Source organism: Streptomyces sp. NPDC050535 (genome assembly GCF_044457665.1).
GTDB lineage: Bacteria > Actinomycetota > Actinomycetes > Streptomycetales > Streptomycetaceae > Streptomyces.
In genome coordinates this window covers 15,819-35,249 of the sequence record NZ_JBITHE010000040.1, presented here as the reverse complement: position 1 = coordinate 35,249, position 19,431 = coordinate 15,819, and the positions used below count along the sequence as shown (strand labels likewise).

General features: G+C 66.4%; 16 protein-coding genes and 2 pseudogenes. 10 read left to right on the top strand and 8 right to left on the bottom strand.

What is annotated here, in order from left to right; translation table 11 throughout:
* Window positions 1-316: 316 nt before the first annotated feature.
* Entirely contained in the window at window positions 317-676 is a 360-nt protein-coding gene (locus ACIBLC_RS40200; RefSeq protein ID WP_399216453.1) for a hypothetical protein, read from the top strand.
* 51 nt (window positions 677-727) lie between these two features.
* A complete protein-coding gene (locus tag ACIBLC_RS40195) occupies window positions 728-1,495 on the top strand; it encodes a transposase (protein WP_399216452.1) in 768 nt (255 codons plus the stop codon).
* A gap of 250 nt (window positions 1,496-1,745) precedes the next feature.
* On the opposite strand, the gene ACIBLC_RS40190 is transcribed toward ACIBLC_RS40195, so the two are convergent.
* Window positions 1,746-2,021 carry a hypothetical protein gene (locus tag ACIBLC_RS40190; RefSeq protein WP_399216451.1) on the bottom strand — a complete coding sequence of 92 codons (276 nt, stop codon included), beginning with the start codon at window positions 2,019-2,021 and terminating at the stop codon, window positions 1,746-1,748.
* A 79-nt stretch (window positions 2,022-2,100) separates the two neighbouring features.
* On the opposite strand from ACIBLC_RS40190, the gene ACIBLC_RS40185 reads away from it, so the two are divergent.
* Window positions 2,101-2,352 carry a hypothetical protein gene (locus ACIBLC_RS40185; protein WP_399216450.1) on the top strand — a complete coding sequence of 84 codons (252 nt, stop codon included), beginning with the start codon at window positions 2,101-2,103 and terminating at the stop codon, window positions 2,350-2,352.
* 175 nt (window positions 2,353-2,527) lie between these two features.
* Window positions 2,528-3,259 carry a dienelactone hydrolase family protein gene (locus ACIBLC_RS40180; RefSeq protein ID WP_399216449.1) on the top strand — a complete coding sequence of 244 codons (732 nt, stop codon included), beginning with the start codon at window positions 2,528-2,530 and terminating at the stop codon, window positions 3,257-3,259.
* A 264-nt stretch (window positions 3,260-3,523) separates the two neighbouring features.
* Here the strand turns inward: ACIBLC_RS40180 and ACIBLC_RS40175 are convergent, their stop codons facing one another.
* A complete protein-coding gene (locus ACIBLC_RS40175) occupies window positions 3,524-4,525 on the bottom strand; it encodes an RNA-binding protein (RefSeq protein ID WP_399216448.1) in 1,002 nt (333 codons plus the stop codon).
* Between the two features lie 527 nt (window positions 4,526-5,052).
* Between ACIBLC_RS40175 and ACIBLC_RS40170 the strand changes: the two genes are divergently transcribed.
* Window positions 5,053-5,691: an HAD-IA family hydrolase gene (locus tag ACIBLC_RS40170; protein ID WP_399216447.1), complete on the top strand. Its 639-nt coding sequence runs from the start codon at window positions 5,053-5,055 to the stop codon at window positions 5,689-5,691.
* Between the two features lie 216 nt (window positions 5,692-5,907).
* Here ACIBLC_RS40170 and ACIBLC_RS40165 read toward each other — a convergent pair whose 3' ends face one another.
* Window positions 5,908-6,639, bottom strand: a complete 732-nt coding sequence (locus ACIBLC_RS40165; protein WP_399216446.1) for a Type 1 glutamine amidotransferase-like domain-containing protein — start codon at window positions 6,637-6,639, stop codon at window positions 5,908-5,910.
* Between the two features lie 196 nt (window positions 6,640-6,835).
* On the opposite strand from ACIBLC_RS40165, the pseudogene ACIBLC_RS40160 reads away from it, so the two are divergent.
* Window positions 6,836-8,040, top strand: a pseudogene (locus tag ACIBLC_RS40160) (IS256 family transposase).
* 70 nt (window positions 8,041-8,110) lie between these two features.
* On the opposite strand, the gene ACIBLC_RS40155 reads toward ACIBLC_RS40160, so the two are convergent.
* Window positions 8,111-8,740, bottom strand: coding sequence for a hypothetical protein (locus ACIBLC_RS40155; RefSeq protein ID WP_399216445.1), 630 nt, complete (start codon window positions 8,738-8,740; stop codon window positions 8,111-8,113).
* Between the two features lie 187 nt (window positions 8,741-8,927).
* Between ACIBLC_RS40155 and ACIBLC_RS40150 the strand changes: the two are divergent.
* Window positions 8,928-9,227: pseudogene (locus ACIBLC_RS40150) on the top strand (transposase); the annotation flags it as partial.
* On the opposite strand, the gene ACIBLC_RS40145 reads toward ACIBLC_RS40150, so the two are convergent.
* The 3 genes from ACIBLC_RS40145 to ACIBLC_RS40135 form a co-directional block, all read right to left on the bottom strand.
* Window positions 9,224-9,637, bottom strand: a complete 414-nt coding sequence (locus tag ACIBLC_RS40145; RefSeq protein WP_399216460.1) for a hypothetical protein — start codon at window positions 9,635-9,637, stop codon at window positions 9,224-9,226. The pseudogene ACIBLC_RS40150 and the gene ACIBLC_RS40145 overlap by 4 nt on opposite strands.
* 740 nt (window positions 9,638-10,377) lie before the next feature.
* Entirely contained in the window at window positions 10,378-10,830 is a 453-nt protein-coding gene (locus tag ACIBLC_RS40140; protein WP_399216444.1) for a hypothetical protein, read from the bottom strand.
* Between the two features lie 65 nt (window positions 10,831-10,895).
* A complete protein-coding gene (locus ACIBLC_RS40135) occupies window positions 10,896-11,105 on the bottom strand; it encodes a hypothetical protein (RefSeq protein ID WP_399216443.1) in 210 nt (69 codons plus the stop codon).
* Here ACIBLC_RS40135 and ACIBLC_RS40130 point away from each other — a divergent pair.
* A complete protein-coding gene (locus tag ACIBLC_RS40130; RefSeq protein ID WP_399216442.1) occupies window positions 11,097-13,016 on the top strand; it encodes a hypothetical protein in 1,920 nt (639 codons plus the stop codon). The two genes, ACIBLC_RS40135 and ACIBLC_RS40130, sit on opposite strands and share 9 nt — an antisense overlap.
* A gap of 201 nt (window positions 13,017-13,217) precedes the next feature.
* Window positions 13,218-14,148, top strand: a protein-coding gene (locus ACIBLC_RS40125) for an IS5 family transposase (protein ID WP_399216441.1) whose coding sequence is annotated in 2 segments (ribosomal slippage) — window positions 13,218-13,658 and window positions 13,660-14,148 — 930 coding nt in all. Because the reading frame shifts where the segments join, the coding sequence is not laid out codon by codon here.
* A gap of 236 nt (window positions 14,149-14,384) precedes the next feature.
* Here the strand turns inward: ACIBLC_RS40125 and ACIBLC_RS40120 are convergent.
* Window positions 14,385-15,008, bottom strand: a complete 624-nt coding sequence (locus ACIBLC_RS40120; protein ID WP_399216440.1) for a hypothetical protein — start codon at window positions 15,006-15,008, stop codon at window positions 14,385-14,387.
* A 900-nt stretch (window positions 15,009-15,908) separates the two neighbouring features.
* Between ACIBLC_RS40120 and ACIBLC_RS40115 the strand changes: the two genes are divergently transcribed.
* The gene (locus ACIBLC_RS40115) at window positions 15,909-19,367 is read left to right on the top strand and encodes a LamG-like jellyroll fold domain-containing protein (RefSeq protein WP_399216439.1); all 3,459 of its coding nucleotides are present in this window, start codon (window positions 15,909-15,911) and stop codon (window positions 19,365-19,367) included.
* Window positions 19,368-19,431 lie beyond the last annotated feature (64 nt).

Below are 19,431 nucleotides of genomic sequence, written 5' to 3'. Positions count from 1 at the left end.
GTCGTCCAACGGCCGCCTCACCCGAGTACAAGCGGTACGGCCCGCTGCAGGTCCCCCTGAGCTCGCTGGCTTCGGGCGTCCTCACTCGCGCCTCTGATCAGAGTGCCATTGATGGCAATCCGTACTGGTAAGCCTCGTCAATGCTTCGATGCACTGACTCGCGTCGTGATCCACAGGAAACGGCCTATAAGGGTTGTCCCGTAACTGCTGGTCACGGAGTTGGCCAGGTGCGGAAACTGCGTAGCTGCCGAGTTCGCGGTGCCGGTATCGTCCGGTCTCCCGACCTGCCGTACCAGCGGCCAACGTTCAGAGAGCGATGCACATGACCAGCCAGCAAGCAACGACGACCCTGTGGCGCCCCACCGGCCCCAAGGAGCTGGATCTGGTTCGGGAGCTGAACTGGAGTGCGTGGCCGCCCCGGCTGCCCGAGCAGCCGATCTTCTACCCGGTCCTCAACGAGGACTACGCGGTCAGGATCGCGCGGGACTGGAACGTGAAGCACGATGGCGCAGGCTTCGTCACCCGGTTCGAGGTCGAGTCGGAGTTCTTGAGCCGGTATCCCATCCAACAAGCGGGCGGGCAGACGATTCTCGAGCTCTGGGTTCCGGCCGAGGAGCTGGATGACTTCAACGCCCACATTGTCGGCGAGATCCAGTTGGTCCACGAGTTCCGCTGAGGCGGGGAAGCTTGCCGACAGGGCAGGTCGGCCCAGTGCGATGATCCCGACGTGGCTGGTGTGATCACGGCGTCGGAGCCGTCCTGGATAGCCCCGTTCACCGGGCTGAGCCCGCGTGCCTTCGGGAAACTGGTGACCGTGCTGCGGCGCGAGGGTGCCGAAGCGGTCCGCAAGGGTCGGCCGTGGGGCCTGTCCCTGGAGGACCGTGCGCTGCTGGTTACGGCGTACTGGCGCACAAATCTGACGATGCGCCAGCTCGCCCCGTTGTTCGGGGTGTCGAAGTCCGCGGCAGATCGCGTAATTGACCATCTCGGGCCGATGCTCGCGCTCCAGCCCCGCAAGCGGTTTGCCAAGGACACCGTGCTCATCGTGGACGGCACCTTGGTCCCCACCCGCGACCACGCCATCGCCGAGCAGTCGAAGAACTACCGGTACTCCACCAACCACCAGGTCGTGATCGATGCCGACACCCGGCGAGTCGTCGTGGTCGGCCGACCGCTGCCCGGGAACCGCAATGACTGCAAGGCGTGGGAAGAATCCGGCGCCAAGACCGCCGTCGGCAGGACACTCACGATCGCCGACGGCGGCTATCCCGGCACGGGACTCGTCATGCCCCATCGTCGACGCAAAGGCGAAGAACTGCCCGACTGGAAGGAAGCACACAACAAGTCCCACAAGCAGGTCCGCGCCCGCGTCGAGCGCGTCTTCGCCCGCATGAAGACCTGGAAGATCCTCCGCGACTGCCGTCTCAAAGGCGACGGAGTTCACCACGCCATGCACGGCATCGCCCGTCGGCACAACCTCGCCCTCGCCGGATGAACGAACGAACCACACTGCGGCGAAGCGCACCCGAGGTGACCTAAAGATCGTTTACGGGACAGCCCATAGGTGAAGTCGAGGGCTTGCAGATCAGTCTGACTGGCGCCAACAACAAGCTCGCCCAGGTCGATGCATTCGTCAAGAGACGGTCAACTGCCGTCCAGCTCGGGATGCCGAGCTTTGGCCAGTCCGGAAGAACCGCGGAGGAGAGGAAACGAACGCCGTGATCGAAATCCGTGGCGAACGAAGGTCAAAAAGGAACCGACAGTCCTGCCTCGCGCAGCTTGGCCAGAGCGGCGGACATGCACTGCTGCACAGTCCTGCCATCGGCACGCATGCCATGCTCCAAGGGACCCCCACCGGCGGCAAATGTCCACGCCGGCACGTTGTCAGCCACCCTCTCGGCGTCCACCCTGATCATGGCATTCACGCCCTGCTCACCCAACCATTCCAGGATGAGTAGCGTCACGTCCTCGATGCCGCGATCTTGGTCGATCTTTGGCCAGCGGCCCCGGTTACCTGTCACTGGCCCGACTCTACCGAGGTCCCCGCGGCAGGCGGGACGCCCGGTGGTCAAGTTCAGAGAAGCTTGCATCCGATGCTCCATGCTCCGCCCCGACCCTGCCCAACGAGGCCGCCTGACGGAGATCCGCGACAACCTTCTCGCCCGGATCACCGAAGCCGAACGCGAAGGATGGCTCGGCGAGATGAAAGGACTCGAAATCAGCCTCGCCGGAGCCCAGGACAAACTCACCTTGCTCGATGCAGAGCAAGCCCGCGCACGACAGACCGTCAACCTGGGGATGCCCTCCTATGGCAACCTCGCCGGACGCACCTCTACGGCCGACCACCCATGACCACGACGCTCTTGGATCACTCGCCGCGCGAGCGCAGATGGAACACACTCATAGCGGCCGGTGAGCTGATCGCGGACGCACGAACAACAGCTGGCTGCCCGCCATATGAATCTGCCCGGGTAACGGGGCGTGACGCGCCACGTACAAAGAAGTGCCCTGAAAGGCTTGAAACGCTATGCGCTTCATCTCCAACACGTCGTTGGGCGGCGTGACCGAACAGCTCTTCACCCTCGACGAGATCCCCGGCGTGCTGTGGACGCCGCAAGCCGCCCACGGCACCCGCCCCCTGATCCTGATGGGACACGGCGGCGGGCAGCACAAGAAGGCCCCCGACATCCTGGCCCACGCGCATCGCTTCGCCGCCGAGGGCGGGTTCGCAGTCGCCGCGATCGACGTGCCCAACCACGGCGAGCGACTGACGGACGAGGAGTTCGACCGGATGGCGACCGAGTACCGGGCGCGTATGGCCGCCGGAGAGAATACGGCTGCGTTGAACACCGCCATGTACACGCTCTTGGCCGGGCAGACCGTCACGGAATGGCAGGCGGTCCTCACCGCAGTCCAGCAACTCGATCATATCGGCGGCAGATCGGTGGGCTATTGGGGCGTGTCGCTGGGCTGCGCGTTCGGTATACCGTTCGTCGCCGCAGAACCTCGAGTCCGCGCCGCGGTGTTGGGCCTGCAAGGAGCGCCCGTACTGGCCGGGACCGCCACGCAGATCACCGTACCGGTGCAATTTCTGGCCCAGTGGGACGATGAACTGATGCCCCGTGCACAGAGCCTGGCCTTGTTCGATGCCATCGGTTCAGCCGAGAAGACACTGCACGCCAGCCCCGGCAAGCACGGAGATCTGCCGCCGTTCGAGATGGACGACTCGCTGCGGTTCTTCGCCCGACATCTGGGCTGATACGTCTGCAGTCCACGCCGCCGACAAGCACCTACGCTGCATCGTCACCAGGACGAACCTTGCCTGACACGGCATGAGTTAGTTCAGAGAATTGACGAGGCCGAATGAAATCGAGCCTGTCCAAATGGTTCGGGGCATGGCTGACCTCCGCGACGTGCCCCGAGAAGGTCATTGTAGGATCTCAGATTTCGCTTCACAGGCTCAGATCCGACTGCACACCAGCAGCACTTATGCAGTGGTGCTGAGACTTGCTGGTCGGAGCGCTCACCCTTTGCGGTGACGGAGGGCCCAGGTCCGGTCGCTCGGCGTCGGCTCTGTCTGCCAACGAGCCCGTAGGACGCCGTCGTTGTCGGGCATGACAGCGGTGAACAGAGGAATACGTTCATCCGCATAAACGGACAAGAGCGCGGCGGCGGGGGCACTGGATATCCGGGCGGTCAGCTCCAGGAACTCGCCCTCGTCGGCGATGGCGCTGAAGATATGGCCGTCATTATCCTGCCAGACGCCTTCGATGAGACCCTCGGTGGGGAGGGCTCCCAGGACGGCATCGACGTCGGAGGACAAGGGAGGCCAAACAGCCAGGCGGGCCCGGGGAGCCAGACCGGTGCGAACCGTGTCGACGGTGTCGCGGGTGAGATGGTGCCATCGTGAGGCGCCTTCGAGATACGTCTCCTCCAGGATTCCGGCGCTGCCGTTGCCGACTGCCTCGTGCAAGTAGGCCCAGAAGTCATCGTCGCCGGGCCGCTGGACGCCTTCCCCCTCGACCTCGAAGGCGTACGGGGAGGTATCCAAGCGTTCCGGGAACAGACCGAGCTTGCGGGTCCGGGCCAGCGCCTCCGCGCAAGGCCGGCTGCTGCTGATGTAGAGGTACTGGTCCCACCCCACGTGGACCGCGAACATGTTTTCCGCCTCCAGTCGGCACCAGGCGCCGTTGTCGCGCAGCATGGCCCGCACCAGCTCCAGCGCGACATCAAGCGACACCTCAGCCCCGTCGTGGAAGCCGGTCGGGCCGAATGGGAAGAGCCCGTCCAGCCCAGAACCGTCCACCGGAGGCTCGACGCCGAAGTGCGCGAAGCACGGAACGTGCGGTTCGCGGACGGCCAGGTGATCGATGCCAGTGTCCCCGGCGAATGCTGCGACGGCCTGAAGATACGCCGCCTCGACCTCGCCATGGTCGCTGACGATGTCCTTGGGGCCGGTGTAGTGCCCGTGTCCATCGCGGTCGGCGGGGTCGTACTTGGTGACGCGGTAAACGTAGGTCGGCACAGCCCCATCTTTCAGCATGGGCCTGACACCACGCCGAGGAAATGCCAGGGGAGTTGAGATACAGGGGTAGAGACACCCTCTGAGAAACGTCAGAAACCTGCTGGTCAGCGCAATGCCGTATGCCACGAGTTGCGAGATCCTACACCACCAGCGTACGAGCGGCAGCCCAGTCCAGCACCTCGCTCAGCTCAGCCTGCGCCGCGTGGGGCGGCCCGTCCGGCTGCTGACCGTCCAGGGCGCTGGGGCAGAACCGATCTGTTCCTTGCCGATGCCGGCCCGGATGCCTGACGCAATGCGTCGCCCCAGGCATTCACCTTGCTTGCCTGAGCTGAGTGCGCTGCTGCGATCGTTCCTCGCGTCACTTTGACGGCACCTGCTGATGCGGCCGAATCGTGTCAGCAGCTCGCGACAGGGCTGTCACAGGTTCCAAGATTGCTTGACCTTGCCCCCAGGGGAAGGACGACAGTGTCTCCGTAGATCACAGGAGTGCGCTCGCTGGCCAGGCGGGACGAAGAGGGGGAGTTCGCGTGACCACGACCTGCATCATTCTCGACATCGGTGGCGTACTGGAGATCACGCCGGAAACCGGAGTGGTGCAACGGTGGGAAGAGCAGCTGGAGCTGCCGCCGGGCACCGTGGATGAGCGGATGCGCGACGTGTGGCGTGCTGGAAGCGTCGGGAGCATCAGCGAACACGACGTGCACCGGGAAGTGGCATCACGCTTGGGCCTCGACGTTCACCAGCTCGAAGCCTTCATGGCTGACCTTTGGGCGGATTATCTGGGAACGCCGAACGAGGAACTCATCGCCTATGTACGGGGGCTGCAGGGACGATGCAGGCTGGGCATCCTGAGCAACAGCTTCGTCGGGGCTCGGGAACGGGAGACGGCGCTGTACCACTTCGACGAACTGGTTGAGCAGATCGTCTACTCGCACGAGATCGGCATTGAGAAGCCTGACCTGCGCGCTTTCGAAGCTGCTTGCGCCAGCTTGGAGGTGGGGCCGCAGAGCTGTCTCTTCGTGGACGATGTCGCAGCCAACGTTGAGGCCGCCCAGGCGGCGGGCATGCAGGCACATCTGTTCGAGGACAACATCGGGACGATCACACGCATCGCAGCCCATCTGGACGCTGGGCCCTTGACTCCAGCACGCGTCCTGCACGGATGACGCGTCCGACCGGTCTCTCCCAGCCAGATCGAGTTGCTCGCCTTGCGAACCATCCGCCATGACACGGTCCTTCGCTCGCTGATCCGGGCCCTGCCGTCTGATCGGGAACGTCACCCGAGCCCACACACCAGCCAGTGGGCCAAGAAGCCTCCGGCGACCCGCCGAGCTGGAACGACTTCGACGCAAATCGTCTCGCCTCGCGGGTGAAATACCTGGTTATCGCCCGGATGAGGTGAGCATGCGGGGTTCTATGGGTTCCTCCACCGCCCTGGCTCCGTCGCTTTTGACTATGTAGGCGCCCTTACCGGGCGTTTCCGTCACCGCCTCTACCAATTCCGTTCCGCGGTACACCAGGCCGACTCCATCATCTGTGCAGTGCGTAGTGGGCATGGTGCCGTCTGCGACAAGCTGGTGAATCAACGGGCGCCGACCCTCATCCGAGTCGTAGTGCACTCCATTGCCATACGGCAGGAAACCGAGTGCGTCCGTGACCGGGCGTAGTTCCGGCCCGAACGAGTCGGTCGCGCCTCCCTGGAACCAGCAGAGGGAGCCCGCGCTGACTCCGCTGAGCACGACACCGGCCTGCCAGGCACGGTGCATGATGCGGTCCAGACCGTGCGCCCTCCACACCGCCAGCAGATTCACCACCGAGCCCCCCATGACCCAGACCACGTCGTGGTCGAGGACCGAGCCCTCGACATTGGGCATGGGGAACAGGTGCAGGGGCGTCAGATCGAATCCCGCCACCCGCGCAGCCTCGGTCATACGGGTCGTGAAGTGCTCGGCATCCCCGATAGCAGTACCGACATACATGATGCGCGGGCGCCGGCCATGTACCCCGGAGAGGTCAACCGCATGATGCACCAGGGCATCAAACATCACCCTGGTTCGTCCTCCGACTCGATGCCCGCCGGAAGTCGCGAGGATGGTCGGTTCCGATGCCGTCATGGCCATGATCGTATCGCTGGCATGCTGACGGACTTGGGCGCATCAGGTTGGGGGAGTGTAAATCTAACGGCGGATCCGACGATCATGGGAGAGACGTCAAGTGACTGACACCGCCGTGGAGTTGGAGACCGTGGAACCTGTCGAGAGCACCCTGTCCGGGCAGCCTGCGCCCGTGTCCGATGAGCAACTGGTCGCGATGCTGGTGGAGCGGGCCCGGTCGGAGGGACTGCAGCTGACCGGGCAGGGCGGGCTGCTGCAGCAGTTGACCAAGCGGGTCCTGGAATCTGCCCTGGAAGGCGAGATCACCGATCACCTCGGCTACGAACGCCACGATGCTGTCGGCCGGGGCAGCGGCAACTCCCGCAACGGGAGCCGGGCCAAGACCGTGCTGACCGACGTCGGGCCGGTCGAGGTCAAGGTCCCGCGTGACACCTCGGGCACGTTCGAGCCGCAGATCGTCAAGAAGCGGCAGCGGCGGCTGACGGGAGTGGACGAGATGGTCCTGTCGCTCTCGGCGAAGGGCTTCACCCATGGGGAGATCGCCGCTCACCTGGCCGAGGTCTACGGGGCGGAGGTCTCCAAGCAGACCATCTCCACCATCACCGACCAGGTCATGGACGGCATGGCCGAATGGCAGAACCGGCCGCTCGACCGCGTCTACCCCGTCCTGTTCGTGGACGCCATCAACGTCAAGATCAGGGACGGGAAGGTCGCGAACCGTCCCATCTACGTGGTGATGGCGGTGACCGTGGACGGCACCCGCGACATCCTCGGCATCTGGGCCGGCGACGGCGGCGAGGGCGCCAAGTACTGGCTGCACGTGTTCACGGAGCTGAAGAACCGCGGCCTGGACGACGTGTTGATGCTGGTCTGCGACGGGCTCAAAGGCCTACCGGAGGCCGTGGAGACCGTCTGGCCTCGCACGATCGTCCAGACGTGCGTGGTTCATCTTCTGCGCAATTCGTTCCGTTACGCGGCCGCCAGGACTGGGACAAGGTTGCCAAGGCACTCAAGCCCGTCTACACCGCACCCAGCGAGGACGCGGCGACGGAGCGGTTACTGGAGTTCCAGGAGTCCTGGGGCGTGAAGTATCCGGCGATCGTGAAGCTGTGGTCGGACGCCTGGGCCGAGTTCGTGCCCTTCCTCTCCTTCGACGTCGAGATCCGCAAGGTCATCTGCAGCACGAACGCGATCGAGAGCGTCAACGCCCGCATCCGCAGGTCCGTCCGCGCCCGCGGCCACTTCCCCAACGAGGCCGCCGCCCTCAAGTGCATCTACATGGCCCTGATGAGCCTGGACCCGACGGGCAAGGGCCGCAAGCGGTGGACCATGCGCTGGAAAGCACCCCTCAACGCGTTCCAGATCGCCTTCGAGGGTCGCCTGACCCCGAGCAACAACTGACCACTCAACAACCAAGATCAGCCGTTAAATTGACACACCCTGACCGGGTGGGCTAGGCCCGGTGCTTCTCCTACTCCTCGCCCGGCTCGGTGCCGGGGTCACTGGGCTCGCCGGGGTCGGTGCCAGGGTCGCCCGGCTCGGTGCCGGGTTCCTCGGGGGTGGGTACGGCCTCGAAGCGCCAGGTCACCACGGAGGCGTCCGCGGCCACGCGCTGCAATGAGGGGTTCCAGCCCACTGCGGTCAGGACGAGCCCTTCCTTGTACTCGATGCGGACCGCTTCCGAGGAACCGTTGAACATCCACCGGACGGCACGTCCCCCGCAGCCGTTGCCCACGACCACCGTGGTGTTGGAGGAGTTGGGGTCAGAGGGGCGCAGGCACCACGGGCTCTTGTGGCCCTCGGCGATCCCCACGCGGCCGTCCTTGTAGTTGGTGACGCGCCACGGTTCCTCGGTCCCTTTGCACGGGCCCGCGAGCAGGTCTTTGTACGTGCGGTTGTCGCCGCCGTAGGCGACCAGGCACGCGCCGTCGGGGAAGGTAGTGCCGGCGGTGCCTACGGGGTGGATGCGGTAGAGGCCGTCGGCCACGGCGGCGGCATCACCCTCGCGTGGTGCGGGGGCGGCGTGGGTGCGGGCGGGGCCGGTCAGGGCCAGGAGCGAGGCGCAGGTGGCTGCGGCCGTGAGCAGGCGGGTGTGTCGCACAGGGGACTCCGGGGAGCGGGGGTACGGCCCGGGCCAGCCGCCCGGGCACCACAGCTAGCCCACCACCCGTCGGTCACCAGCTATGAGCCGACACGACCTCACCGCCCCACACCCACTCGAACGAGGCTGGCCGCAGCAACCATCGGCTGAACGGTCACGATCACTTGTCAATCGGTCAAGATCGCATGTCAGAGGACATCCGCGCCGCAAACCGAGGCGCCTGTACGCCGACAGGGGCTACGACTTCGACAAGTACCGCCGCCTGCTGTGGAAGCGCGGCATCAAGCCGATGATCGCTCGACGCGGCGTAGCCCACGGCTCCGGACTGGGCAAGGTGCGCTGGGTGGTCGAGCGCACCTTCGCCTGGCTCCACCAGTTCAAGCGGCTCCGCACCCGCTACGAACGACGCGCCGATCTCCACCAGGGCCTACTCGAACTGGCATGCAGCCTGATCTGCATCCGGCGTCTTCCCGGAGTGATCGGCTAGGAGTCGGAGCGCAGCCCCAAGGCGCTGTGCTGAATCACGCTGGCTGGAGCATCGGAACCCGACCCCCGACGCGTCAACTCGACCAACTTCGTACGGAGGTCTGTCGCCGGCTCGCCAAGCACGATGGCGCTGATCACCAACTCAAGGGTGACGCAGTCGTAGGCATCGTCCGTTCCTCGATAGCGTTCGGAGTCACGTTCGACGACAGCACTGTCGATCCGCCATCCACAGCCGACAACGGGTACGAAGGTCGCTGCGAAGGTTCCGTTACCGGTCCAGCTTCGGTGCAGGAAGACGACCTCACCCTCCGTGAAGACGTCCCACTTTTCATCCATGTCCCGCGATGCGTAGCCGAGCTGGATCCACTTCCAGTCATCATCTGACCAGATCCGCTGAGGCAGCTCCGGCATCAGCTGAGGAGCTGATATCGGCTGGATACGACCGGAGAACGTGGACCGGGTTACGCGTTCGTCAGCAGGCATGGAGTGATCTTACGGACGAGGCTGAGTGTCTCGGTATCTCGTCCCTCACGGACCTCATTGTGAAACGAACTGTTAGTCCCCCCGGCTATTTTTGGTGCGGCCGAATGGTGGTCGAAGAAACTCCGCCACCCGCGCGCCTGGCTGCGAACTGCATGGGCGCGGTTCGTCGACTCCCGGCGCAAAACAATGCGCCAATGGCTGAGCGGAGGCGAGCGGTAGGCACTGCCTCTCCAGGCGCCGCGGGGCGCAGATGCAGCCCTCTCCTCGTCGAACGCCCCCGGCCGCGCCGGCGTCCTCGTCTGGCCCGACCCCCAACACGAGCCCGGCCGCGTACGACCCGGGTTCGTCCTCGTCGTCACCCGCTTGTCGTACGAATCCGGGTCGCCGAGTTACGATTGCGGCTCGTCGAGCTGCGACTCCGGGAACTACTGACCGGCATGCCGAGGGCCTCACGTCGATGATCCCGCGGGACCCTCATCATGTGACCCATGAAAGATCTCGAAGGAATCGGGGCGGCACTTCGGACTGTTCCTTTGGGCCGAGTGCGTCGAACCATTCGATGCCCTGCGACATCGGTGCAGTCCCTGCGCGAGTTCGTTGAGCATGATGTCGCGTTCGGTCACGACTGCGTCCTATCGGATATGCGGCGACTCTGCGCGGAGTCCAGTTCAGTGGAACCAGGCAACAAGCCGTACATGGTCGGCTCCGTGGAGTTCGCCGAGTGTCCGCATCACGCTCCACACCGGTCCCCAGTGGGTGTGGTCTCCGGCGACCGACTCCCGGCTTCGCTTGCCGGAGCTGTCTGTTTCCTGCCAGTCGGCGGAGGCGAGCTCGGCCCAGGTGATCCATGTTGTCCCGTGGGCATCGCCGGTGGCGTTGTAGAGGTCGTACTCGGCTCGTAGCGTCTTGGACGCATCGCCGGGAAAACCGCGGTCTTGCGCCAGGGCTCGGAAGCCGAAGGAGTTACGGATGCCGAAAAGGCAGGCGAGGGCGTCGTAGGCGTTGCCGTTGTTGAGCAGGAAGAGGTCGATGGTGGCGTGCCACCCCGAGTCCTCGTCATCGGGACCCCAGGAGCGGGCACTGGGCCGACATTCGATCATTCCGCTGACCTCGGTAGACATGCGGGCATCCTGCCTGCACGGCCCACGACTCAGCACCTGCGTTTCCTGACCAGGATGCGGGCCGATCAGCCCTCCATAGCCGTTCGTCGTCGCACTGGAACTGGAACCCAGCCTGCCAGGCCGGAGTCCGCCTGCTCGTAGGTGGACTCCGCCTCCTCGTGGGGTGCGTCGAAGCCGTTGCGGGCGGAGAGCGACATCGACTGTGAGGGCGGTACGCCTGGGCTGAGGGCCTTGTCCCACCGTGAGCCGATGGGGATCATGACCGGGTGCCGCACGAACAGAAACTCCACGAACTACTCGCACGCGCCGGACTCACGGTCGTCGAGGACGTGCTCCCGGGCAGCCTGTTCCCGCCGGAAGCCGGCTGGCGGATCGCGCGGGGGATCGCGGCACCGGACGGCGCCGCCCGGGAAGCGCTCGACCCCGCGTGGTGGCGCCGTCTTTGCGATGTTGACGGCGAGTTCCTGGTGGCCGTTCTCGGACACCGGATCGGCGGCAACGACTCCCGGTGGACCCGGGTCCGGTACACCGGGAGCGGTGTACCGGAGCTGACCGGCGACCCCGGGTTCGTGGCGCTCTCCCTCGACGGGCAGGTGCTGCTGACGGAGGTGCCCGGCGCGTACGGGCCTCGGGTGACGGCCCTCGACCGGCTGCCGGAGCGGCTGGAGGAAGCCGCTGCGGCCGCCGGGCGCGAGACGGAGGCCGAACGCGCCGAGGTGTGGGTGGCGGTGCCCGGCCCCCGTGCGTGGCCTCTCCACTGGGCCGAGGGCATCGGGTCCAATCCGGCCGCGACGGACGAACTCCTGATCCGACTGCTGGACGTGGAGGCGGGCTTCCTACACAACTGCGACCGGCCCGCCGTACTCGACGCCGCCCTGGCGCATCCCGATCCGCAAGTACGGTCCAGGCCCGCGGACACCTTCCGGCCCAAGCTCACATCCGATCAGTGGATACGCCTGGTCCGCGCCGAACCGTCGCCGAGCCGGCGCGTGCTCTGGGCCAAGCATGCCCGCGCCTGGGGCGTCGAACTCCCCGAGGACCTTTACGACGACCTCCTCGCAGGCCCATCCCGTACTCAGGCCGCCGAACTCCCGGGGATCCCCGCACACCACCTCCCCAGCCTCGCGGCCGACGCCGATCCCCGAGTGCGGGCGACTGCCTGCGCGCGGTGGGAAGACCTCGCCGCGCCGCTGCTGGCGCGACTGCTGGCCGACACCGACGACGCGGTGCGCACGGCGGCGCTGCTCGCCCACCACACCGCCGTCCCCATGCCCCGCACGGTCTTTGCCGCGCTGCCCGCGCCCCGGCGCGCACTCGAACAGTGCCGTCTCTCGCCCGAACTGGAGGCGGAACTGGTCCGGGACGATGACACGGAGGTACGCCGAGCGCTGGCCGCCAACCCGCAGCTCAGTGCCCACAGCGTCACCGTCCTGGCCCAGGACCCAAACGACGACATCCGCTCGGCGGTGGTACTGCGGCCCGACCTCAACGAAGAACAGCGTGCCGCGGTGCGCCACGACTTCGACCCGACGCTGATGTCGCACACTCTGCCCTGGGTCAAGGACCTGCACGATGACGCCGACGCGATGCGCCGCCTCGCCGTATCGTCCCATCCGCTCATCCGCCGAAGCGTGGCCCGTGCCCGGCATCTTCCACCGGACGTCGTGGAGCGTCTGGCCCGGGACGAGGACCGCACGGTCCGCCTGTTCCTCGCCGAATCGTGCGATGACGCCCCGGCCGAGATGCTGCTGGAGGTCTGGCGCTGGTGGGACGGCAGCTTCAGTCACCCCGGCCGCCCCCGCAGCCACCCCAACTTCCCCCGTACGGGACTGCTGCGCTACGCCGGCGACCCCGACGGGCGGATGCGCCGCCTGGCCCTGGACGATCCGCAGTCCACACCGGCCGACGTCGCACGTCTCGCCCGCGACCCGGAAGCCGAGGTGCGCCGCCGCGCGGCCGAGGATCCCCGGCTGTCAGCGGCCGACGCGGTGCGGCTGCTGAACGACCCGGCGGACTACGTCCGCGGCATCGCGATGCGCAATCCGCGGCTGCCGGCCCGCGTCCTTGCCGGGCTGCTGCACGACCGCGACACGGCATGCACAGCGGTCACCAATCCGGCGATCCCGGTCCCCGTCCTGCACCGCATCCTGGCCGCGACCGCGGCAGCCGTGGCAGCCCGGCGCTGAACACCGGCACTGCGCAGGGCGGCGGTGGCGGTCTGACGCTGAACTCCGGCACACCCTCGCCTGGGCGGCTCGAGTCGGGGTCCGGCACTTCACGGAGCTTGCGCCAGCGACGTCGTTGCCACCGCTGGCGTCCATCGCAGACCTAGGCGCTGTTTCTCGGACCTCCTGACGTGGGTGGGGTGTTGGGGTCAGGCTGGCGGTATGGGTCGTGGGGATCTGACGAATGCGGAGTGGGATCGGCTGGAGTCGTTCTTGCCTCGTGGTGGTGCGCGTGGGGGGCGGTGGAGTGATCACCGGCGGGTCATCAACGGGGTGCTGTATCGGGTGCGGACAGGGGTGCAGTGGCGGGACCTGCCGGAGCGGTTCGGGCCGTGGAAAACGGTCTATAAACGACATCGCCGCTGGTCAGCGGATGGAACGTGGAAGATGCTCCTGTCGCGTGTCCAAGCGGCCGAGGACGCTGTCGGCCAGATCGACTGGGATGTTTCGGTCGACTCGACAGTGGTCAGGGCCCATCAACATGCCGCCGGCGCGAGGAAGACCCCCCGGCCGCGGTCGCTCAAAAGGGGGCCGGTCCAGGGACGAACCAGGTCGATCCCGTTCTGCGGAAGTTGGCCATCCGATTGGAGGAGGTGGTCAGCTCGGCGAGTGCCTGGGACGTTCCCGCGGCGGGTTCACCACCAAGGTCCACCTCGTCGCCGCTGGACGATGCCGGCCCATTGCCTTCGTCCTGACGCCCGGGCACTACGGTGACGGCCCCCAGTTCGAACGCGTCCTGGAGCAGATCGCCGTGCCCCGCAGCGGAGTCGGACGGCCTCGCACGCGGCCCGACCATGTCCTGGCGGACAAGGCCTACACCTCCCGCAGCAACCGCCGTTATCTGCGACGACGCGGAATCCAGCACACCATCCCGGAACGACTCGACCAGCGAAAACATCGACACAATCGAGGTTCCCGAGGTGGCCGGCCCACCGGCTTCGACAGCGAGCGCTACAAGAAACGCAACACAGTCGAACGAGCCATCAACCGCCTGAAGGGCTTCCGCTCAGTCGCTACCCGCTACGAGAAACGCGCCTACATCTACCTCGGCACCGTCACCCTCGCAGCCCTCCTCATCTGGCTCCGCACATGATCCGAGAAACAGCGCCTAGGCCTCCGCGCCCCACGGCGGACGGTGGGTCACCCGGTTGGGGGAGGTGAACCATCGGGCACCGGCCGCACTGCCATCCACCAGGTGTCTGTTGAGTTCCCCAGTCGTTCGCCCGACCCGACTCCCTCCCCGCCGCACCAGCGCCCACATCGACCACGCCCTCGCTCAGGGCATGCTTGGTGAACGGCGCCTGATCCACGGCGGATGATGCTCCGCCGTCAGGCGGTGGTCGGATCCTTCTGCTTTGCCGGGGTGTCGGCTGCAGGGGTCTTGGACGTCGTGTAGAAGACGGAGTTGCCCTGCTTGGCGCGTTGCACCGATCCCTTGGCGACGAGTCCTTCCACCGTGACGCGCACGACCTTGGACTTGATGTCACGGTCGGGATGGGCCTGGGTGAGTCCGGTGGTGATCTCCGCGGCGGAGCGAGGCTCGGACTGCAGACCGAGATGGCGGCGGATGAGTTCCACGAGGGTCGGCTGCTTCGTTACGGCTGCCGCGGTGGGTGCCTTCGTGCCGTTCCTGGCGGCCGTTTCCGCCGGCTTGAGGGCAGCGGCGTTCCTCGACTTGGTCTTCCTTACCAAAGCCTGCCGCGGTACCGGGGCGGTAGCTGCGGCGCTTCCTGCGGGTTCCGCGCTGGTTGCTGCCGGGCTTTCCGCGCCCAGTGTCTGCTGGAGGTTTGCCAGCATTACCTGGTTGCTTTGCAGGGATGCCAACTGCTTCTGAAGTACGGCTACTTCGGTGCTGATACGTTCCTGCTCCTTGGTGTTGCGTTCGAGATCTGCAGCAACCTGTGCGGCGTACTGAGCTTTGAGTTCCGTGGCCGGTGTCTCGATGTCGGACATGACAGCTTCCTCTACAGGTGTGTTGTGTACTGCTGGAGCCGGATCGTACTCGCTTCATTCAAGCCATGATTTGCACACGCTGTGCTGGTGCAGGTGTGCGAGACCCGCTCCTGACCGGCGCTGGGGGCGCTATCTCGGCCTGCGCGCCCGCCGGTACGACACGTCCGGCGTGCGGATGTCCATGCCGGGCACCTCCGCACAAATCTGTAGCGCGTGACTTTGACCCGCGGTTCCGAAGCGGCACGGAGCGGGTGCACGGCTGGGCAACTTACCTTCTATGCCGTCGCGTTTGATGCACGCCGCTCCGGCATTCCGTAGGGTCCGGCAGCGTTCGACATCATGGGTGGACGTGAAGGCCGCAACTTGCCGCGCTTCGCCGCTGCTTGCAGGAGCTTGGGGTGCAGGAAATCGGCGAAGGAATGGAGCGGAAGAAGAATTGGAAGCGTGGCGGATCGTGGTCTTGACACCCTCGATTCATAGCTGCTGTGTCGTTGGTGCCCACCTCAACCGTTGGACCCTGCATGTAAGGGGAGGTGAGGTCAATGTGATGCGCCCCACTATTGACCTTCATGATCAATCAGCACATGATCCTCACAGCTATCTGTAAGGAAGATTTAAGGGGCGGGTGGGGGCGTGTTTACGCGAAGACGGTTGCACAGTTGGCGCCAGGGGGTGCGGCGTTGGGCGATAGCGGTCACGCTGTTGGGGATTGTGGTTCCGGCGGTCGGGGTGACTCCGGCGGCCGCGGATGAGGCGGCGGTCTCGGTAGCGGGGGCCAGTACTCCGGAATCGGAGGCGAGTGCTCTCGCGGCTGAGACCGGTGAGCGGGTGGTTGTGGATGCGGCCGTCACTGAGTCGTCCCAGGTTTTCGCGAACCCGGACGGCACGTTCACGCAGGAGATGAACGCGGCTCCGGTCCGCGCCCAGCAGGAAGACGGTCGCTGGGCCGCCATCGATACCACGCTGGTGCGCGATGGTGATGGTTCGGTGCGGGCAAAGAACACGACGGCGGACGTCACCTTCTCGGGCGGCGGCAGCGGCAGTGGTCTGGTCACGCTCGCGGACGACGGCCACGAGCTGAAGCTTGACTGGCCGGGTGCCCTCTCCGCACCCCGGCTCGACGGCGACACCGCCACCTACACCGGAGTCCTTCCGGACGTCGACCTCCAGCTCACCGCGCTCAGCACCGGCTATACCTCGGTGCTGGTGGTCAAGACCGCGGAGGCGTCGAAGAACCCAGCGCTCGCGACGATCAGGATGACCGTGTCCGGCATCGGCCTGGACATCGCCCCGACGGCCGACGGCGGTTTCATCGCGCGCAACGGCGACGGCACTCCTGTCTTCGAGAGCCCGGCGGGACGGATGTGGGATTCCGCCGGCGACACCGCAGGCGTGACCGCACAACTCGCCCGCACCGCCCCCGTGACGGCGGTCGACGGCGCGCCGGAAGCCACATCGGATGTCCCGTTGCCGGCGGCCGGAGGCGAGCCCGCTCCGACGGAGGGCCCAGGCAGCGGTGACGCCGCGGCCGAGGTCCCTCTCAAGGTGAGCGGGAGCACTCTGGAGATCACGCCCGATCCCGCTCTGCTGCACGGCGAGGACACCGTCTTCCCGCTCTACATCGACCCACCCACGAAGGGCATTTCCCTGGGTGACTGGACGGCTCTGGCCTCCAATGGCACCAAGTACTGGAAGTTCAGCGGGGACAAGGGAGTGGGGCGCTGCTCCAACTATGCCGGCTATCTCTGCTCGAACAGCCCGTACACGCAGCGCATGTACTTCGAGTACCCGCTCTCCTCGATCCACGGGAAGAAGGTCCTGGACGCGACGATGGAGGTGTACCAGGAGTGGACGTTCACCTGCGATCCGCACTGGTACGACCTGAGCCGCGTCGACAAGGGCATCTCCTCCAGCACCACCTGGTCGTCCCGCCCCACAGCGGTGGACCTGATGGGCGACCGGAATGTGGCCTACGGACGGGGCTCCCTGTGCAGCCCCTCGCAGCCCGCGAACTGGGTGCGGTTCAGCGACAACGTGGACGAGGAGACCAACGAGAACCTGACGACGACTCTCGCGTCCTACGCCACGAACAAGCAGTCGCAGATCACCTTCTCGCTGACCGCGCACGATGAGTCCGACGCCGGGGCCTGGGCGCGGTTCCGCAACGACGCCAAGCTGTCGGTCACCTACGTCTCCTACCCGGGCAAGCCGACCTCCTACGGTGTCCAGCAGGGCACCACCGGGCGGGCTTGTAATACCTCCGCGGTGCCGTTCGCGACCAGTGACACGACGCCGAAGATGCTGGCCGCGGTGCAGTCGGCGGACGGGAGCCAGGCTCAGCTGCGTGGCGCGTTCGAGGTGTGGAAGGCGGATGGCTCCAGCCGTGCCTGGTCGGCGGTCTCTCCGGACGGTGCCTGGGTGGCGGACAATGCCACCCGCGACGCGACCTCCAGTGCGCTGCCGCCGCAGACGGATTACCGGATGCGCGTCAAGACGCAGGCGTACTACAAGACGGACCGGGGCGCGACGGGTGTCCTGGACTCGGCCTGGTCGTCCTGGTGCTATTTCCGGGTGGACACCGACATGCCGCCGTCTCCCGTCGTGTCCAGCGCGGACGGCCTCTACAAACCGGCCGAGACAGACCCCGCGGACGGCGGTGTGGGCACAGCGGGCAGGTTCACCTTCACCCCTGGGGATGCCGACTCCACCAAGGCCGGCATCCAGTCGGACGTCATCAGCTACCGGTGGAAGCTGAACAGCGGCGCGCTCTCTCCTCCGATCAACGTCGCGAAGGGTGCGGCGACAACGCAGACGATCACGCCGAACCAGGCCGGTGAGAACACCATTCAGGTCTGGGGTTACGACGCCGCCGCACACAGCTCCTACACCGGCTACTACAGCTTCCTGGTGAAGGGCGCCGAGCTGCCCTCGGGGATCTGGCATTTGGACAACGGTCTCACCGACTCCACCACTGCGACTCAGCATCCGCTGACGTCCTCTGGAGCCACCTGGGACACGCTGGCCCGCAGCGGATCCGGCGCGGCGAAGTTCAACGGCACCAGCGCCTATCTCGCCACCTCCGGCGCGGTGCTGGACACCACCAAGTCCTTCACTGTCTCGGCATGGGCGCGTTTGGAGAAGAAGGACGCCAACTACACCGTCCTGTCCCAGGCGGGCACGAACGCCTCCGGGTTCCAGCTGTACTACTCCACCGCGTACAACGCCTGGGTCTTCAACCGGCACCAGACGGACGTCGCCAGTCCGGCGATCACCCGCTCGATCGGCACCAGACCACCGGTCGTGAAGGCATGGACCCACCTTGCCGGTGTTTACGATGCGGCGGCGCAAACGATCCAGCTCTACGTCAACGGCGTGCCTCAGGCAGATCCGGTGTCTTTCACCGTCACCCCGTGGAAGGCGTCCGGCGGATTGCAGGTCGGCCGGCTGTGGGCCTCGGCGGCGGGCAAGGAGAGCTTCGCCGGAACCATCGACGAGGTGCAGGTCTGGTCCCGCGCCCTCGCGGACACCGAGGTCGCTCATGCGGCCTGGCTGGAGGATGAGGTCGTCAGCGACGGCACTGCCGGCGATCCTGTGCCAGCGCTTGTGGCGAAGTGGGATGCCGCGGACACGGCGAACGCGACCGGCACGACGGTCAAGGACACCAGCGGCTTCGGCCGGAACCTCGCCCTCAACGGTGCCGCGCTCGCCCAGATCAGCACCGGCGACCCGGACAACGGTGAAGAGGTCACCACCCGGCAGACGATGAGCCTGAGCGGCACCAGCGCCTACGCCACCGCACCCGGTCCGCTTGTCGATGACTCCGGTTCGTTCACCGCGACCGGCTGGGTGACCCTGGATCCCGCCAAGCTCGCCGACACCAGCAAGTCGTACGCAGTACAGGTGTTCGGCCAGTCGGGGACGAGCCAGTCCTCCTGGGGCGTCTGGTATGAACAGCCGGCCGGCAGCACCCAGGGGCGGTGGACGTTCGGCCGTCCCGACAAGGACGGCACCGGAGCGGTCTGGACCGAGAGCGAGACCGCCGACCTCGCCACGGCCCAGCTCGGTGTCCCGGTCATGCTGACGGTCGTCTACGACGCCCAGACAGCAGCCGACCCCGACAGCGACACTTCCAAGCTCGGCGTACTCAAGCTCTACGTCGACAACGCCCTGATGGGTGACGAGGACGGCGTGCCGTACTCCGCCCCCTGGCAGGGCACGGGAGCCTTCGAGATCGGCCGGGCGAAGATCAACGGCGCCGCCGCGCGCTACTTCCCCGGACTGATCGACAGCGTCCGCGTCTGGGCCGGAGCCACCTCCACCGACACCATCGCCAACCGGTACAACGCCGAGCAGCGGTAGCAGCGAGGGCGGGACAGGGGCATGGCCCCTGTCCCGCCCTGGCCTGTCTCTTCGTGGGCGAGAG

Excerpts from the sequence above, each read along its gene's own strand:
- ACIBLC_RS40200 (WP_399216453.1), top strand. The coding sequence starts at position 317 with ATGCACATGACCAGCCAGCAAGCAACGACGACCCTGTGGCGCCCCACC.
- ACIBLC_RS40115 (WP_399216439.1), top strand. The coding sequence starts at position 15,909 with ATGAACGCGGCTCCGGTCCGCGCCCAGCAGGAAGACGGTCGCTGGGCC.
- ACIBLC_RS40165 (WP_399216446.1), bottom strand. The coding sequence starts at position 6,639 with ATGACGGCATCGGAACCGACCATCCTCGCGACTTCCGGCGGGCATCGA.
- ACIBLC_RS40140 (WP_399216444.1), bottom strand. The coding sequence starts at position 10,830 with ATGTCTACCGAGGTCAGCGGAATGATCGAATGTCGGCCCAGTGCCCGC.
- ACIBLC_RS40120 (WP_399216440.1), bottom strand. The coding sequence starts at position 15,008 with ATGTCCGACATCGAGACACCGGCCACGGAACTCAAAGCTCAGTACGCC.
- ACIBLC_RS40180 (WP_399216449.1), top strand. The coding sequence starts at position 2,528 with ATGCGCTTCATCTCCAACACGTCGTTGGGCGGCGTGACCGAACAGCTC.
- ACIBLC_RS40185 (WP_399216450.1), top strand. The coding sequence starts at position 2,101 with ATGCTCCGCCCCGACCCTGCCCAACGAGGCCGCCTGACGGAGATCCGC.
- ACIBLC_RS40145 (WP_399216460.1), bottom strand. The coding sequence starts at position 9,637 with ATGCCGGAGCTGCCTCAGCGGATCTGGTCAGATGATGACTGGAAGTGG.